Annotated in this window: 15 protein-coding genes; 5 read left to right on the forward strand and 10 right to left on the reverse strand. The window is 70.8% G+C overall.

What is annotated here, in order from left to right; genetic code table 11:
* Nucleotides 1-80 precede the first annotated feature (80 nt).
* A complete protein-coding gene (gene glmS / locus ACQP1N_RS30045) occupies nucleotides 81-1,925 on the reverse strand; it encodes a glutamine--fructose-6-phosphate transaminase (isomerizing) (protein WP_067799268.1) in 1,845 nt (614 codons plus the stop codon).
* A gap of 123 nt (nucleotides 1,926-2,048) precedes the next feature.
* Here glmS and coaA point away from each other — a divergent pair, with 123 nt between their 5' ends.
* Nucleotides 2,049-2,990: a type I pantothenate kinase gene (gene coaA, locus ACQP1N_RS30050; protein ID WP_084263005.1), complete on the forward strand. Its 942-nt coding sequence runs from the start codon at nucleotides 2,049-2,051 to the stop codon at nucleotides 2,988-2,990.
* A 57-nt stretch (nucleotides 2,991-3,047) separates the two neighbouring features.
* Here coaA and ACQP1N_RS30055 read toward each other — a convergent pair whose 3' ends face one another.
* From ACQP1N_RS30055 to ACQP1N_RS30080, 6 genes are all read right to left on the reverse strand, one after another.
* A complete protein-coding gene (locus tag ACQP1N_RS30055) occupies nucleotides 3,048-4,373 on the reverse strand; it encodes an alkaline phosphatase PhoX (protein WP_217999826.1) in 1,326 nt (441 codons plus the stop codon).
* 188 nt (nucleotides 4,374-4,561) lie between these two features.
* Entirely contained in the window at nucleotides 4,562-5,278 is a 717-nt protein-coding gene (locus ACQP1N_RS30060) for an ABC transporter permease (protein WP_067799261.1), read from the reverse strand.
* Nucleotides 5,275-6,186: an ABC transporter ATP-binding protein gene (locus ACQP1N_RS30065; RefSeq protein WP_067799258.1), complete on the reverse strand. Its 912-nt coding sequence runs from the start codon at nucleotides 6,184-6,186 to the stop codon at nucleotides 5,275-5,277. The genes ACQP1N_RS30060 and ACQP1N_RS30065 overlap by 4 nt, the downstream gene beginning before the upstream one ends.
* Entirely contained in the window at nucleotides 6,183-7,061 is an 879-nt protein-coding gene (locus tag ACQP1N_RS30070; protein ID WP_067799255.1) for an ABC transporter permease, read from the reverse strand. The genes ACQP1N_RS30065 and ACQP1N_RS30070 overlap by 4 nt, the downstream gene beginning before the upstream one ends.
* On the reverse strand, nucleotides 7,058-8,005 hold the full coding sequence (locus ACQP1N_RS30075) for an ABC transporter ATP-binding protein (protein ID WP_067799252.1): 948 nt from the start codon (nucleotides 8,003-8,005) through the stop codon (nucleotides 7,058-7,060). The genes ACQP1N_RS30070 and ACQP1N_RS30075 overlap by 4 nt, the downstream gene beginning before the upstream one ends.
* An 85-nt stretch (nucleotides 8,006-8,090) precedes the next feature.
* A complete protein-coding gene (locus tag ACQP1N_RS30080) occupies nucleotides 8,091-9,083 on the reverse strand; it encodes a DUF389 domain-containing protein (RefSeq protein ID WP_067799246.1) in 993 nt (330 codons plus the stop codon).
* A 141-nt stretch (nucleotides 9,084-9,224) separates the two neighbouring features.
* Between ACQP1N_RS30080 and ACQP1N_RS30085 the strand changes: the two genes are divergently transcribed.
* Both ACQP1N_RS30085 and ACQP1N_RS30090 read left to right on the forward strand, forming a co-directional pair.
* Nucleotides 9,225-9,893, forward strand: coding sequence for an HNH endonuclease family protein (locus tag ACQP1N_RS30085; protein WP_242608858.1), 669 nt, complete (start codon nucleotides 9,225-9,227; stop codon nucleotides 9,891-9,893).
* Between the two features lie 18 nt (nucleotides 9,894-9,911).
* The gene (locus ACQP1N_RS30090) at nucleotides 9,912-10,217 is read left to right on the forward strand and encodes a hypothetical protein (RefSeq protein ID WP_067799243.1); all 306 of its coding nucleotides are present in this window, start codon (nucleotides 9,912-9,914) and stop codon (nucleotides 10,215-10,217) included.
* 7 nt (nucleotides 10,218-10,224) lie between these two features.
* On the opposite strand, the gene glmM is transcribed toward ACQP1N_RS30090, so the two are convergent.
* From glmM to rplM, 3 genes are all read right to left on the reverse strand, one after another.
* Nucleotides 10,225-11,568, reverse strand: a complete 1,344-nt coding sequence (glmM, locus tag ACQP1N_RS30095) for a phosphoglucosamine mutase (protein WP_067799241.1) — start codon at nucleotides 11,566-11,568, stop codon at nucleotides 10,225-10,227.
* Between the two features lie 119 nt (nucleotides 11,569-11,687).
* Complete coding sequence (rpsI, locus tag ACQP1N_RS30100) at nucleotides 11,688-12,203, reverse strand: 30S ribosomal protein S9 (RefSeq protein ID WP_067799238.1); 516 nt, start codon at nucleotides 12,201-12,203, stop codon at nucleotides 11,688-11,690.
* A 91-nt stretch (nucleotides 12,204-12,294) separates the two neighbouring features.
* Nucleotides 12,295-12,747 carry a 50S ribosomal protein L13 gene (gene rplM, locus ACQP1N_RS30105; RefSeq protein WP_067799235.1) on the reverse strand — a complete coding sequence of 151 codons (453 nt, stop codon included), beginning with the start codon at nucleotides 12,745-12,747 and terminating at the stop codon, nucleotides 12,295-12,297.
* Between the two features lie 461 nt (nucleotides 12,748-13,208).
* Here rplM and ACQP1N_RS30110 point away from each other — a divergent pair, with 461 nt between their 5' ends.
* Together ACQP1N_RS30110 and ACQP1N_RS30115 are read left to right on the forward strand one after the other, a co-directional pair.
* On the forward strand, nucleotides 13,209-14,216 hold the full coding sequence (locus ACQP1N_RS30110; protein WP_433227767.1) for a CAP domain-containing protein: 1,008 nt from the start codon (nucleotides 13,209-13,211) through the stop codon (nucleotides 14,214-14,216).
* Nucleotides 14,217-14,337: 121 nt separating this feature from the next.
* Nucleotides 14,338-15,495: a hypothetical protein gene (locus ACQP1N_RS30115; protein ID WP_433227768.1), complete on the forward strand. Its 1,158-nt coding sequence runs from the start codon at nucleotides 14,338-14,340 to the stop codon at nucleotides 15,493-15,495.
* Nucleotides 15,496-15,515: the final 20 nt, after the last annotated feature.

A 15,515-nucleotide genomic window follows, 5' to 3' on the forward strand; every position in this document is an offset into this window, starting at 1 on the left:
CGCGCCAATCGACAGGGCGATGGAACGCCAATTCTCACATTAGTTCAATGCCGGGTCAATCAAGCCATATGCCGGCCTGCTCACTCGACCGTGACGGACTTGGCGAGGTTGCGCGGCTGGTCGACGTCGTGGCCCTTCGCGGTGGCCAGCTCGCACGCGAACACCTGCAGCGGGACGGTCGTGACGAGCGGCTGCAGCAGCGTCGGGACGGCCGGCACGCTGATCAGCGTGTCCGCGTACGGTTCGACCGACTCGTCGCCCTCCTCGGCGATGACGATCGTCCGGGCGCCGCGGGCGCGGATCTCCTGGATGTTCGACACGATCTTGTCGTGCAGGACGGCCCGCGCCCGCGGCGGCACGACCACCACGACCGGCAGGTCGTCCTCGATGAGCGCGATCGGGCCGTGCTTGAGCTCGCCGGCAGCGAAGCCCTCGGCGTGCATGTAGGCGAGCTCCTTGAGCTTGAGCGCGCCCTCCAGCGCGACCGGGAAGCCGACGTGGCGGCCGAGGAACAGCACGCAGTGCTCGTCCGCCAGCGACCGGGCCAGCTCGCGGACCGGCTCCATGGTCTCCAGGACCTTCTCCACCTTCTCCGGCATCCGCTCAAGGAGCTGCACCATGGCGAACACCTCGTCCCCCCACTTGGTGCCGCGCACCTGCGCGAGGTAGAGCGCGATGAGGTAGACGGCGACGAGCTGGGTGAGGAACGCCTTGGTGGAGGCGACCGCGATCTCCGGCCCGGCGTGGGTGTAGAGGACGCCGTCGCATTCGCGCGGCAGCGTGGACCCGTTGACGTTGCAGATGCCGAGCAGCTTGGCCTTCTGCTCGCGGGCGTGCCGGACGGCCATCAGCGCGTCCATCGTCTCGCCCGACTGGGAGATCGCGATGACCAGCGTCGCCGGGGACAGGATCGGGTCGCGGTAGCGGAACTCGCTGGCCAGCTCCACCTCGCAGGGCAGCCCGGCCCAGTGCTCGATCGCGTACTTGGCGATCAGGCCCGCGTGGTAGGACGTCCCGCACGCCACGATGATGATCTTGTCGACCTCGCGGAGCTCCTGGTCGGAGATGCGCATCTCGTCCAGGCGCAGCCGCCCGTCGGCGCCGATCCGGCCGAGCAGGGTGTCGGCGACCGCGCGCGGCTGCTCGGCGATCTCCTTGAGCATGAAGTAGTCGTAGCCGCCCTTCTCCGCGGCCGACACGTCCCAGTCGACGTGGTACTCCTTCACCTCGGCGGGACGCCCGTCGAAGTCGGTGACCGTCACCCCGGCGGCGCGCAGCTCGACGACCTGGTCCTGGCCCAGCTCGATCGCGTCGCGGGTGTGCTCGATGAACGCGGCGACGTCGCTGGCGAGGAAGTTCTCGCCGTCCCCCACACCGACGACGAGCGGCGAGTTGCGGCGCGCCCCGACGACCAGGTCGGGGTCACCGGTGTGCACGGCGACCAGCGTGAACGCGCCCTCCAGCCGGCGGCAGACACGGCGCATCGCCTCGGCGAGGTCGCCGCCCGCCTTCAGCTCGTTCTCCAGCAGGTGCGCGACGGCCTCGGTGTCGGTGTCGGACGCCAGGCCGTGCCCGCCCTCCTCCAGTTCGGCGCGCAGCGCGGCGAAGTTCTCGATGATCCCGTTGTGGATCACCGCGACGGAGCCGGTGCAGTCGACGTGCGGGTGCGCGTTCCGGTCGTTCGGCGGGCCGTGCGTCGCCCACCTGGTGTGCCCCATGCCGAGCGTCCCCGCGGGCGGCGGCTCCTCCTCCAGGGCGCCCCGGAGGTTCACGAGCTTGCCCGCGCGCTTCGCCGTCGCCAGCTTCCCGTCGGCCAGCACGGCCACCCCGGCCGAGTCGTAGCCGCGGTACTCCAGCCGCGCCAGCCCGTCGACGACCACGTCAAGGGCCGGCCGGCCGCCCACGTACCCAACGATTCCGCACATGGCGGCAACTCTATTCGGTGTCCTGGCCTGGACCTACCCGCAGGCTGCGAAACAGGCGGCGCTAGCGTGTAACGGGCGGTGAAAACCCGGTGACGGGCCGACCCGCGCGAATAGTGTTCAGTCATGACGAGCGGATGGGACAGCATGCCGAGCCCCTATGTGGAACTCTCCCGCGAGTCCTGGCGCGGCCTGCGCGCGAACACCCCGCTGCCGCTCACCCCCGGCGAGCTGAACGCGCTGCGCGGGCTGCGCGACCCGATCGACATCACCGAGGTCGAGGAGGTCTACCTGCCGCTGTCCCGGCTGCTCAACCTGTTCTTCCTCGGGGACGGACGGCTCCGCGACACCGTCAGCGGGTTCCTCGGCGGCGAGGTGCGGCCGACCCCGTTCATCATCGGTGTGGCGGGCAGCGTCGCGGTCGGCAAGTCGACCACGTCCCGGGTGCTGCGGACACTGCTCGCGCGCTGGCCGGAGCATCCGAGCGTCGAACTCGTGACGACCGACAGCTTCCTGTACCCGAACGCCGTGCTGTCCGAGCGCGGGATCATGGACCGCAAGGGGTTTCCCGAGTCCTATGACCGCCGCGCCCTCGTCCGCTTCGTCTCGGCGATCAAGGCGGGCGCCGCGGAGGCGGCGATTCCGGTGTACTCCCACCTGGAGTACGACATCGTGCCGGACGCGCTGCAGACCGTCCGGCGGCCGGACATCCTCATCGTCGAGGGGCTGAACGTGCTGCAGGCCCCGCCTCCCGGCGCCCTTGGCGTGTCCGACTTCTTCGACTTCTCCATCTATGTGGATGCGCGGGTCGAGGACATCCGGCAGTGGTACATCGACCGGCTGTTCGCACTCCGCCGGACGGCGTTCACCGACCCGCGCTCCTACTTCCACAAGTACGCGCACGAACTGGACGAGGACGAGACGGCCGCGTTCGCGCAGCGCGTGTGGCGGGACGTCAACGAGATCAACCTCGTGTCCAACATCCTGCCGACACGCGCGCGCGCCACTCTCGTCTTGCACAAGGACCGCGACCACGCCGTCCAGCGCGTCCGGCTCCGCCGGATCTGACCGGGGCCAGACCTGACGCGGCCAGACCTGACGGGGCCAGACCTGACGCGGCCGGATCTAACGCCAGGGACCGGTGACCGCGAACGTCGTGCCCGGGTTGTAGACGTTGACGAACATCGTCCGCTGGTCGGGGGAGAACGTCACGCCGGCGAACTCGCCCCAGGCCGGCGCCTGCTCCGTGCCGATGTTCTGCCTGTTGCGCGCCATGGGGTACACGGTGCGGTTCCGCGACACGCCGAACACGTGCTGCGCGCCGTTGCCGTCCTCGCACACCATCAGCCCGCCCTGCGGTGCCAGGCAGATGTTGTCGGGCGACTCACCGGCCTTCTGGACGTCGGTGGCCGGGCCGAACACGATGACGAGGGTCAGCCGGCGGTGAGCCGGCTCGTACGACCACACCTGCCCGAAGTGGTCGGCCTGGGAGCCGTCCTTCGTCTTGGCGAAGCTCGACACGAAGTAGACGCGGTCGCCGCCCCAGTAGCAGCCCTCCAGCTTCTGCGCGTGCGTGATGCCGCCGGAGCCGAAGTCCTGGAACCGGATCGGCGTCTCCTGCGCCAGCGGGTCGGGCACCTTCTTCCACTCGACGCCGTCGAACACCGTGCCCGCCTCCTGCACGACCGACAGGTCCGGGACGCCCGGGACGCACAGCGCCTCAAGCCGTCCACCGGCCCGCAGGCTGTCGAACCCGCCGCGCGGCTTCTTCGGCAGGAACCGGTAGAACAGCCCGAACGGCTTCTGGAACGCGTCCTCGGTCTCGTAGACGGTGCCGTCGCGCGGGTCGACGGCGATCGCCTCGTGCGCGAACCGCCCCATCGCGGTCAGCGGCTCGGGGACGGTCCGGTCCTGCCGGTACGGGTCGACCTCGAAGATGAACCCGTGGTCCTTGGTGTAGCCGTTGGTGCCGGCCCTGTCCTCGGTCTCCTCGCAGGTCAGCCAGGTGTGCCAGGGGGTCGGGCCGCCCGCGCAGTTGACCGCCGTCCCGGCGATGGCGACGCGTTCGGTGTGGACGCGGCCGGCCCGGTCGACCTCCAGCGCGGTGCAGCCGCCGAGGCCCTGGGGGTCGTAGGTGACGCCGTCGACGGCCGGTACCCGGCGCTCCGCCGTCGGCTTGTTCTCGTGGTTGCGGACGAGCCAGGTCCGCTCCCGCGGGCCGGGGAACGCCGACATGCCGTCGCAGTGACTCGGCACCGCGCCCTCTCCGGAGCGCAGCGGCTCCCCCTCGCGGGACAGGACGGTGTACCGGAACCCGCGGGGCAGGTCCAGCAGGCCCTCCGGGTCGGGCACGAGCGGCCCGTACCCGTCCTGACGGCCGGTCGGCGCGGCGGACGCGCTCCCGGCGAACAACTGCTCGATGGCGCCGGTGAAGGCGATACCCGCCCCCACCGCTCCCGCCCTTGTCATGAGTTGGCGGCGTGTCACTGACATCGGCATGCACACTCCCAGTGGTTCGGATCATCAAGAGATCCCAAACCGTTTGTAACACGAGTCACATGCCAGAAGTGGCCAGACCGAAAATCCTCCACATTACGCGCATTTCGCATATTCTGCTCACGGAATCGGAATGTTCCGCGCTAGTCGGCGCTGGCGACCGGGAGGGAGCGCAGGCGGAACGCGGCGAGGAACGTCGCCACGGCCGTGACCGCGATGAGCAGGGTGACCGCCACCGGAAGGTCCACCGACGACCTCACCGGCGACGCGTCGGTCAGCGCGTCCGTGATGGACAGGCACCACTGCTGGATGGACGCCGACTTGGCGCCCGGCGCGAAGCTGCCCAGCAGCGACTCCCAGACCAGCGCGTACAGCAGGCCGATCGTGACGGCGTTGCGGCTGGCGACCGCGAGCGCGACGAACACCGCGCTGTAGGCGAAGCCGCCGACCAGGACGCCGACCGTGAAGGCCGGGGTCAGCCCCGCGGTCGTCCCGGCCAGGACGAGCCCCGCCAGCAGCGTCGGGACGACCGCGAACACCGTCACCAGGACGATCGCCACGACGAGCTTCGTCAGCACGATCACCTCGCGCCGGATCGGTTTCGTCAGCACGTACATGATCTGGCCGTCGTCGATCTCCGGGCCGATCACCCCGGTGCCGGCGATCAGCGCGAGCAGCGGCAGCAGCGTGGCGAGGCCGAACCGCTGCAGGGTCTGCGCCGAGACGTCCAGGTCGTCGTTGCCGGTCGCCCGCAGGCCGACCGCCAGGACGAGCAGGAGCAGCGGCAGCCCCAGCAGGAGCAGCGCGCGCTTGCGTCCGAGCATCGCCCGGAACGTGATCATCGCGATTGTGCCGTTCATCGGGCCACCAGGTAGGAGAAGACGCTTTCGAGGGACTCGTCCGCCGGGGAGACCTCCCACAGCCGCACGCCGGCGTCCCGGGACACCTGCGGGAGCAGCCAGGTGAAGCGCTGGAAGTCGACCGCCTCGATCCGCAGCCCCTTGTCGGTGAGCTGGACGCTGCGGGCCGAGCCGTCCGCGATGACGGCGGCGGCGAGCCGCCGGTCGTCGGACGAGCGGACCAGGAAGATGTGCGGCCGGTCGGTCATCAGCCGCCGGATCTTGCGGAAGTCGCCGGACGCGGCGTGCCGGCCCGCGACGATCACCTCGATGTGGCTGGCGAGCCGCTCGACCTCCTCCAGGATGTGCGAGGAGAACAGGATCGTGCGGCCCTCCCCGGCCATCCGGGTGATGAGGTCCATCAGCTGGAGCCGCTGCCGCGGGTCCATGCCGTTGAACGGCTCGTCCAGCAGCAGGACGGGCGGGTCGTGCACCAGCGCCGACGCCATCTTGATGCGCTGCTTCATGCCCTTGGAGTAGGTGCCGATCGGACGTCCGGCGGCGTACTCCATCTCGACCAGGCCGATGGCGCGGCGCGCGGCGGCGACCGGGTCGGGCAGCTTGTGCAGCTTCGCCATCGCGACGATGAACTGCTCGCCGGTCAGAAAGTCGTACGCCGTCTCCCGTTCGGGAACGAGCCCCAGCCTGCGGTAGACACCGGGGTTGCGCCAGATCGGCGTCCCGTCCAGCGTGACACTGCCGGACGACGGCGCGAGGAACCCGCCCATCATGTGGATGAGCGTCGACTTGCCGGCGCCGTTCGGGCCGAGGAGCCCGGTCACACCGGGGCCGATCCTCATCGACACGCCGTTGACGGCGACGACGTTCCCGTACCAGCGGGACACGTTCTCCAGGATCAGCTCGCTCATGAAAGGCCCGCCTTCCGGAAACGGCGGTACAGGACCGCGATGGACCCGGCGACGACCGCGGCGATCAGCGCGAGCGCCACCAGCCCGGGGGTCACCCCGGACGGGACGCTGGGCACCGTCGGCTCCGCGCCGAGCAGCCGGACCTGGGCGATCTCCACCAGGTTGAACGGGGACAGCAGCCCGATCCAGCCGGACAGGGTGAAGTTCGTCCGCGCCTCGGCGATGCCCTGGACGACCGCGACGAAGCCGGTGCTGAGCATGTAGACGGCGATGACCGCCGCGACCCCGAATCCGCGGCGCGGCGTCCACGCCGCGACCACCAGCCCCACCGCCGACAGCAGCGCGGCGAACAGCACGCAGCCGGCCAGCCCGCCGAGGTAGTCCAGCAACTGCCGTCCAGGGTCGGGCGCCTTGGACACCAGGCCGCCCGCGTACAGCACCGTGACCGGCACCGCCATCAGGGCGAACATCGCGGTGGCCAGGGCGCCGAGCTTGGCCAGGACGAAGTCGAGATGCCCGACCGGACGCGAGAAGTACAGCGGGACGACGTGGAACCGCAGTTCCCTGGAGGCCAGCACCGGTGCCTGCGTGGCCAGGAAGATCGCCACGATGACCTGCATGAGGTTCGCGTAGGCCGAGTAGTCGATCAGCGCGTCCGGCTCCTTGGTGAACGCGAACGCCGCGACCGAGCCGGCCGCGGGCAGCAGCATGATCGCCCCCAGCAGGAACGGCATGATCTTCGCGCGGGCGGGACGTCCGAGCCCGTAGGCGGCGCGCAGGTTGTGCGTGTACAGCGACCGCAGCACGTACGCGCGGCCATTGCGGCGCCCGCCGTAGTGGCGGTAGCCGATGTCGTGGATCGTGCTCGTGCTCATCGGGGCGCTCCCTGCTGGACGGTTCCGGCGGGGGCCTGCGGCGCGGGCGGCGCGGTCTGGAAGACCTCCTCGATGTGGTGGCGGCGCTGCTCCATCCGGATCAGCCGCAGCCCGAGGTCGGCGACGCCGTCGCGGATCAGGTCGTAGGTCGTCTCACCGGCGATGTCGACGATGAGGAACCGGCCCTCCGGGCGGACGGAGACGCCCTGGTCGAAGAGGTGCTGCCCGAGCACGTCCCGTCCCTCGTCGACCTCGACGGTCAGCACGCCGCTCGCGGCGGTGTACGCCTCGACGGCCTGGGAGCGCAGCAGCCTGCCGCCGTCGATGATGACGACGTGGTCGCAGACCCGTTCCAGCTCGCCCAGCAGGTGGGACGTGACGAGGACACTGATCCCGAACTCGGCGCCGATGCGGCGGATCAGGTCGAGCATCTCGTCGCGTCCGGCCGGGTCGAGGCCGTTGGTCGGCTCGTCCAGGAACACGAGCTTCGGGTCGTGGACGAGGGCCTGCGCGAGCTTCACCCGCTGGCGCATGCCCGTGGAGTAGCCGCCGATCGGGCGGTAGCGCTCCTCGTACAGCCCGACGTGGCGGAGGGTGTCGGCGGCGCGTTCGCGGGCCGCGGCCGGGGGAAGCCCGCACATCCGGGCCATGTGCACCACGAACTCGGTCGCGGACACGTCCGGCGGCAGGCATTCGTACTCGGGCATGAACCCGACGCTCTCCCGGATCCGCAGGCCCTCGCGTGCGATGTCGAGTCCCAGCACGGTCGCGGTGCCGGACGTCGGCGGCAGCAGCCCGAGCAGGATCTTGATGAGCGTCGACTTGCCGGCGCCGTTGGCTCCGACCAGCCCGACGACGCCCGGTTCGACGGCCACGGAGAGGTCGTCCAAAGCGGTCACCCGGGGGAACCTCATCGTCAGGCCCTGGGTGGCGATGATCGGCATGCTCCGAACCTAGCGGCTGGTTTCGCGCGGCACGTCCCCCTGAAGGGCGATGAGTAGGCAGCCTTTCGTCTGATCCGGCATCGACCTAAGTTCCCCCCGGACGGCTCTTTTCGCCCCGGCCGGCCGGCCTCGCCGGCCACCCCGGCCGTACACCCCGGCGGAGGACGATGCCCCACAGCACCTTCTGGACGAGCAGCGTCAGCGTCCCCGCGATGATCATCCCGGCGAAGTTGACGGCGAGCTGGAGCAGCGACCCGGTGATCTCGCTGCCGTGCTTGAGCGCCAGCGCGACCGCGAGGTTTCCGGCGGCGGGCACGGTGGTGACGGAGATGAACACCCCGACCAGCGCCGACGACTTGCCCGCGGTGAGCGAGAGCACCCCGGCGCCGCCGGCGAGCAGCGCGACGATGAACGACCAGCGGTCCGGGCTGTAGATGAACGCGGTGAGCGGACGCTCGTCGGGCAGCCGGTCCAGCTCGATCACGCCGGTCCACCGGCCGGCCAGCGCGCCCACGTAGGTGAGCACGACCGCGGCGGTGAACCCGATCAGCAGCACCCGCACCGCCCGCACGATGCGGAACGGCTGCCACCGGACGATCCCGTAGCAGATCGCCGCGACCGCGCCGAACTCCGGCCCGAGGACCATCGCGCCGACCACCAGCACCGGCGAGTCGATCAGCGCCGCGATCCCGGCCAGCTGGGTGGCGAGCACGAGGAACGCGACGAACGACCAGGTCAGCGCCGTCCCTTCGCTGACCTGCCGGTCGAATTCCTCCCAGACGACCGCGTCGTCACCGTGCCCCGGTGCCCGGTCCCTGGCCTCCTCGGCGGTCTCCGACAGCGTCAGATCGACCTTGTCGAGAGCGATGGAGCCGTCCCGGTCGACGCCGAGGGCGCGCAGCGCGTCCAGCACCTCGTTGGCGGCCTCGCGGGCCACGTCGCTGGTCACGAGGTCCCCGCGCGGGGACAGGGCCGCGTCCTCGATGAGGACGACGTTGGTGGCCCCGGCACAGTCCGCCAGTGCCTTGCAGACCGCGTCCGTGCGGTCCGCCGGGACGATCGCTCTGAGATGCAGCACATACCAATCGTGCCGTAAACGACAGGTCTGTGTCGCCAAGACGTAAGGTCATACGATTTGATCGGCTATTTACTGCTCAATCGGCAAATATGCGCAGAAACTTTCTGGGACGGTGACGACGTGGCACGGACGGCGGTACGAGTGAAGGCTGGACGGGCGGCTGTGGCGGGCCTGGCGCTCGCCCTGCCCCTGGCGGCGGGCTGCGAGGCGGACGTCGGCCTGTCACAGACCGCGTCCCCGTCCCCGGCCGGCTCCAGGCCCGCGGCCGGCGAGCAGGCCCGCGCCCGCAAGGACCTGTCCGGTCTGCGCATCGCGTCCGAGGGCACCGGCGGCGGCTACGCGCGCGACAAGTTCGGGACGCGCTGGAAGGACACCGACCACAACGGCTGCGACCAGCGCAACGACGTCCTCGCCCGCGACCTGGGACAGGTCGAGAAGCAGGGCCGCTGCATCGTCGTGGCCGGGCGCCTCACCGACCCCTACAGCGGCAAGGCGATCACCTTCGAGAAGAAGGACGCCGCCGAAGTCCAGATCGACCACGTCTACCCGCTCGCGCTCGCCTGGCGGATGGGCGCCTCCCGCTGGAGCGAGGACAGGCGCGAGCAGTTCGCCAACGACCACGCCAACCTGCTCGCCGTCTGGGGCGTCCCCAACCGCCAGAAGAGCGACTCCGGCCCCGGCGAATGGAAGCCCCAGAAGAGCTTCCAGTGCGCCTACGCGATCAAGTACATCACCGTGGCCGAGAAGTACTCCCTCCCGGTGACCCGCCCCGACCACGACGCGCTGCAGAACTTCCTCACCCGCTGCTGAGCTCCGTAGGCTGCTCCCATGAGCGATGAAGCTGACGAGCAGGGTGCAGTGGACGAGCGGCCGCGGGTCCGCACGGAGCGGGGCGTCGGCGCGCGCGCCACCGGGGCCGAGGTGACCGGGGCGTCCGCCACCGGGCTCACGGTGCGGCTCGGGAACGGGCTCGGGTCCCTCGCGGTGGGGTCGATGGCGCTCGGCGCGCTGGCGGTCGGTGCCGTCGCGATCGGCAAGCTCGTCGTCAAGCGCGCCGTCATCGCCCACCTTGAGGCCGGGACCGTGGAGATCAGGCACCTGAAGGTGGGCCGGCTGGAGATCGACGAGCGGTAGCCGAGCGTCAGCCGAGGGCCGTCTTCACCACACCGGCGAGGTGTTCGGCGACCGACTGGGCCTGGTCCTGCGACGCCGCCTCGACCATCACGCGGACCATCGGCTCGGTGCCGCTGGGGCGGATCAGGACGCGGCCCGTGTCGCCGAGGCCGGCTTCGGCGGCGGCGACGGCCTCGGCCAGTTCGGGGGACGTCTTCGCGCGGTTCTTGTCGACGTCCCTGACGTTGATGAGCACCTGCGGAAGACGGGTCATCACCTTCGTCAGCTCGTCCAGCGGACGGCCCCGGCGGGCCATCGCGGCCAGCAGGTGCAGGCCCGTCAGGACGCCGTCACCGGTCGTCGCGTGGTCCAGCATGATGACGTGGCCGGACTGCTCGCCGCCGAAGCCGAAGCCGCCCGCCTTCATCGCCTCCAGGACGTACCGGTCACCGACGGCGGTCTCCACCACGGTGATCCCGGCCTCCCGCATGGCGAGCTTGAAACCGAGGTTCGACATCACGGTCGCGACGACGGTGTCGGCGGGCAGCGCGCCCGCCTCACGCAGGTCCAGGGCCAGGATCGCCATGATCTGGTCGCCGTCCACGATCTCGCCGGCCGCGGTCACGGCCAGGCAGCGGTCGGCGTCGCCGTCGTTCGCGATGCCCACGTCCGCGCCGCGTTCCCGGACGGCCTTCCGCAGCGCCTCCAGGTGCGTGGAGCCGCAGCCCGCGTTGATGTTCAGGCCGTCCGGCGCCGTCCCGATCGTGTGGACCTCGGCGCCGGCACGGCGCAGCGCCTCCGGGGCCACGTCGCTGGACGCGCCGTTCGCGCAGTCGACCACGACGCGCAGGCCGTCCAGCGACACCGTGACGGTCGACAGCAGGTGCGCCACGTACTGCTCGACGGCGCCGTGCGCCTCCCGGACGCGGCCGACGCCCGCGCCGGTCGGCGGGTCCCACCGCGCGCCGAGACTCGCCTCGATCCGGTCTTCGAGCTCGTCCGGCAGCTTGTAGCCGCTGCGGTCGAAGAACTTGATGCCGTTGTCGGGGGCCGGGTTGTGCGACGCCGACAGCATCACGCCGAGATCGGCGTCCAGCGCGTGGGTCAGGTACGCGACCGCCGGGGTCGGCAGGACGCCGAGGCGCAGGACGTCCACCCCGGAGCTGGCGAGACCCGCCACGACGGCCGCCTCCAGGAACTCACCGGAGGCCCGCGGGTCGCGACCGACCACGGCGAGCGGCCGATGGCCCTTGAAGGCTCCCTGCTCGCCCAGCACCCGCGCCGCCGCGACGGACAGGTCCATGACGAGCGGGGCGGTCAGGTCGCGGTTGGCGAGCCCGCGCACACCGTCGGTCCCGAACAGACGAGCCACAGTTCAACTCCCGATGAGACAGGATGACCCCGGAAAAGCGGACGAGCCGCCGCACCGGAGCGCCCGCCACGCGGACCGGCCGCGTGGAGGCCACGGGGTGCGACGGCTCGTACCGTCGATCAACGCTTGCTGTACTGCGGAGCCTTGCGGGCCTTCTTGAGACCGGCCTTCTTGCGCTCCGGCACCCGCGCGTCACGGGTGAGGAAGCCGGCCTTCTTCAGCGCCGGGCGGTGCTCGATGTTCGCGAACTGCAGCGCGCGGGAGATGCCGAGGCGCAGCGCACCGGCCTGGCCGGTGGTGCCGCCGCCGTTGACGCGCGCGAGCACGTCGAACTGCCCCTCCAGGCCCAGCAGCACGAACGGCTCGTTCACGATCTGCTGGTGCACCTTGTTCGGGAAGTACTGGTCCAGGGTGCGGCCGTTGATCTTCCACTGGCCGCTGCCGGGGACGATGCGGACCCGCGCGATGGCCTGCTTGCGGCGGCCGGTGCCGGCGGCCGGGCCGGTCGCGACCGGCTGGCCGAGGTAGCCCTCGCCGGCGGCCTCGGGGGTCTCGGTGCTGTACTCGGACGGCGCGTCCTCGTACGAGTCGAGCTCGGCGCTCTCAGCGCTCTCGGCGCCGGTGGTGTCGTCCACGGTTCTCCTTGGGTGTTCTAGCCAGGGCGGCAGGCCCGTTCAGGGTGCCCCGGCGGCCTCGTGTTTCCTGGTGCGCCCGGAGGCGCGGGTGTCACTTCGCGGTCTGGCTGATCTGGGTGATCTCGAACGGGACCGGCTTCTGCGCCTGGTGCGGGTGGTCCGGACCGGCGTAGACCTTCACCTTGCCGAACATCTTCCGGCCGAGGGAGTTCTTGGGCAGCATGCCCTTGATCGCCTTCTCGACGGCCCGCTCGGGGTGCTTGGCCAGCAGCTCGGCGTAGGTCACCGAGCGGAGTCCGCCCGGGTACCCCGAGTGCCGGTACGCCTTCTTGCGCTCCGCCTTGTTCCCCGACAGCGACACCTTGTCGGCGTTCACGATGACGACGAAGTCACCGGTGTCGAGGTGCGGGGCGTAGATCGGCTTGTGCTTACCCCGAAGCAGCTGTGCGACCTGACTGGCGAGACGGCCCAGCACGACATCGGTCGCGTCGATGACGTACCACTGACGCTGGACGTCAGCGGGCTTAGGGGTGTACGTGCGCACGGTCGTAAGCCTTCGTTTCTCGTCGACTTCTCAGCGGTTCGATCCTCCGCCCGTCCTCGCGGACGGGCGCCACTTGGCAGCGGAATCCTGCTCGCGCCGATCAGAGGATCATCCGACCTGGCGCTCCGGGAGGCCGGTGCCCACATGCGGCACGGGGCGCACATGGCGGGGACACATCGGCACGTCGTCGCGTAGCCTCCCGCCCGCACTGGGCAGGCGTCAACGCACACAACAGAAACGCAGGATACTCGGCCTCTTGGTCACGGGTCAAAACGAAGCCGCCATGGCCGGCCCCGACCGCGCCTGCCACATGACATATCCCCCAAAGTCTCCCAAAAAGCAGGGACGGACGGCGCCCCGCCCATCACGAAGCGTAGCGATTTTCAGGTTTTTTGGGGGATCTTCGTAACTCGGGGTGCATACAAGGATATGGTGCCGGGCGACCGGATCAACGCCGGCGTGTGCCGGCCCGTACCCGGGAGCCCCCGCTGTCCACTCCCCGAAGACCCGGCGGTCCCGCCGGAGGCCACCAGCCCAGGCACGACGGGCGCGGTGGCTCAACGCCTCGTCCCAACGTCTCCCCTCCCCGCGACGAACTCGTCGCCGGCGGCCCGCGGCACGGCACGGCCCGCTCCGGTCCTCCGGCCGGTGGACGCCGGCCGGACGGCGGCGCATCCCGCGCCGGCCGGTCCCGGGCGAAGAGCGCGACCGGGCTCGTGCTGGCCGTCACCGCCTCCGGTCTCGCCATCGGCGCCGGCGTCGCGATCGACCGGCTCGTCCTGCCCGAACTGCGGTCGGAGAGGACCTCCGCGGCCGGGCCGCGGTCACAGCCGTCCAGCGCGGCCCCGCCGGGGCCGCGGGGCGACGTGCCGACCACGCCGGACGACGGGTCCCCCACCGGCACCGGCACCGGCACCGGTGAGCCGAGTTCGCCGCCGCGGCCCGCCGCGGAGGAGCAGACGCCGCCGCTGAAACCGATCCACCCGCCGAAGAGCGCGGCGGCGAAGCCGTCGAAGTCCGCGAAGGCGGCCGAGCCGGACGCGCCGCCGTCGCCGGACGCGGGCGGTGGTTCGCCGGGCGGGGGCGGTTCGTCCGGCGCCGAGGCGACCGTCGTGTCGCTCACCAACGCCGAGCGCGCCAAGGAGGGCTGCAAGCCGCTGCGCACCGACCAGCGGCTCGCCGTCGCCGCCCGCCGGCACTCCGCGGACATGGCGGCACACGACTACTTCGACCACACGTCCCGCAACGGCGACAGCCCGTGGGAACGGATGGAGGACGCCGGTTACCCCAGCCCCGGCGCCGAGAACATCGCCAAGGGCTACCCGACCGCCGCGGCCGTGGTGAAGGGCTGGATGAACAGCCCGGGACACCGCGCGAACATCCTGAACTGCGACCTGCGCGCCATCGGCGTCGGGATGGCGACCGGGCCGGACGGCACGCTGTGGACGCAGGACTTCGGCTGGAAGTGACCCGGTCCACACCGTCCGGAACATGACCTTCGGCAAACCGCTGACGTCCGGTTCGCCCCCCATGTCATGGTGGTTGTCCAAAAGTCCAGAGCCCTGAATAAGGAACGGTAAGGTCCAACCCATGGGTTATCCGGGCAATCAAGGCAAACCCGGCGACTGGCCCTCTCGGCAGTCGCCGCAAGCGCCGTACGGACCCGGAGCCGAAGCGCCGCCGTACGGACACGACAAGGACGAAGCCCCCTTCGCACCACGCGACGGGGGAGGCGAGCCCACCCCGTGGGCCGACCAGCCCACCGCGTGGGACGACCAGCCCACCGCGTGGGACGACCAGCACGCCGCGTGGGACGACCAGCACGCCGCGCAAAACGACCAGCCCACCGCACAGACCGACCGGCCCGCCGCGTGGAGCGACCAGCCGGTCATGCAGAGCGGCCAGCCCACCGCGTGGGCGGACGAGCCCGTCGCGGGCAGCGCGGTCGGTGATGGCTCCTTCGGGTCCTACGAAGGGGCGCCTCCGGGACCGTCCGGCGAATCGTCCCGGCCCGAGAAGCGCCGCAACCTGCCGCTGATCATCGGCGGCTCGGCGGTCGCCGGAATCCTCCTCATCGGCGGCGGCGTCGGCCTGTCGTCCATGCTGAAGGGCGACCCCAAGCCGAAGGCGACGCCGACGCAGGCCCCGTCCACGCAGGCGCAGCCCGCACCGAGCCCCACCCAGCCCGTCCTTGCGCCGGTGAAGCTGCAGAGCCGCACCACCGACCCCAAGCCGCTGACCCTCAAGGAGGTCTTCGGCAAGGCGTCGTTCAAAGCGGGCGGCTACAAGTACGTGCGGACGGCCGTGAACGCGCAGAAGAGCTGCACCGGCGTCGTCGGCGGCACCGCCCTGGAGAAGGCCCTCAAGAAGGGCGGCTGCACCCAGGCGCTGCGGGCCACCTACGCACTCTCCAGCGGTTCGCTCATCGGCACGGTCGGCGTGTTCAACCTCAAGGACGAGACCGCCGCGAAGAAGGCCGTGAAGGCCGCCGCCGCCAAGGAGGCGTTCCTCCAGGCACTGCCCGGCAAGGGCGTCTCCAAGACCAACGGCAAGGGCGAGGCGTTCGGCACCTCGCAGGCACGCGGCCACTACGTCATCATGACGTGGGTGCAGCGGCCGGACGGCAAGAAGATCGTGAGCAAGTACCATGCGGCCGTCCAGGTCTTCGGCACGCAGATGGTCAAGGGCAGCAACCTGGCCCTGGCTCTGCACTACAGAGAGACCGAAGGCAAGCCCCTCCAAAAGTGACCCCCTCCGGAAACCCTCAC

Origin of the sequence: Actinomadura formosensis, assembly GCF_050948385.1 — a bacterium.
Taxonomy (GTDB): domain Bacteria; phylum Actinomycetota; class Actinomycetes; order Streptosporangiales; family Streptosporangiaceae; genus Spirillospora; species Spirillospora formosensis.

Excerpts from the sequence above, each read along its gene's own strand:
- glmS (WP_067799268.1), bottom strand. The coding sequence starts at position 1,925 with ATGTGCGGAATCGTTGGGTACGTGGGCGGCCGGCCGGCCCTTGACGTG.
- coaA (WP_084263005.1), top strand. The coding sequence starts at position 2,049 with ATGACGAGCGGATGGGACAGCATGCCGAGCCCCTATGTGGAACTCTCC.
- ACQP1N_RS30060 (WP_067799261.1), bottom strand. The coding sequence starts at position 5,278 with ATGAACGGCACAATCGCGATGATCACGTTCCGGGCGATGCTCGGACGC.
- ACQP1N_RS30065 (WP_067799258.1), bottom strand. The coding sequence starts at position 6,186 with ATGAGCGAGCTGATCCTGGAGAACGTGTCCCGCTGGTACGGGAACGTC.
- ACQP1N_RS30070 (WP_067799255.1), bottom strand. The coding sequence starts at position 7,061 with ATGAGCACGAGCACGATCCACGACATCGGCTACCGCCACTACGGCGGG.
- ACQP1N_RS30075 (WP_067799252.1), bottom strand. The coding sequence starts at position 8,005 with ATGCCGATCATCGCCACCCAGGGCCTGACGATGAGGTTCCCCCGGGTG.
- ACQP1N_RS30090 (WP_067799243.1), top strand. The coding sequence starts at position 9,912 with ATGAGCGATGAAGCTGACGAGCAGGGTGCAGTGGACGAGCGGCCGCGG.
- ACQP1N_RS30115 (WP_433227768.1), top strand. The coding sequence starts at position 14,338 with ATGGGTTATCCGGGCAATCAAGGCAAACCCGGCGACTGGCCCTCTCGG.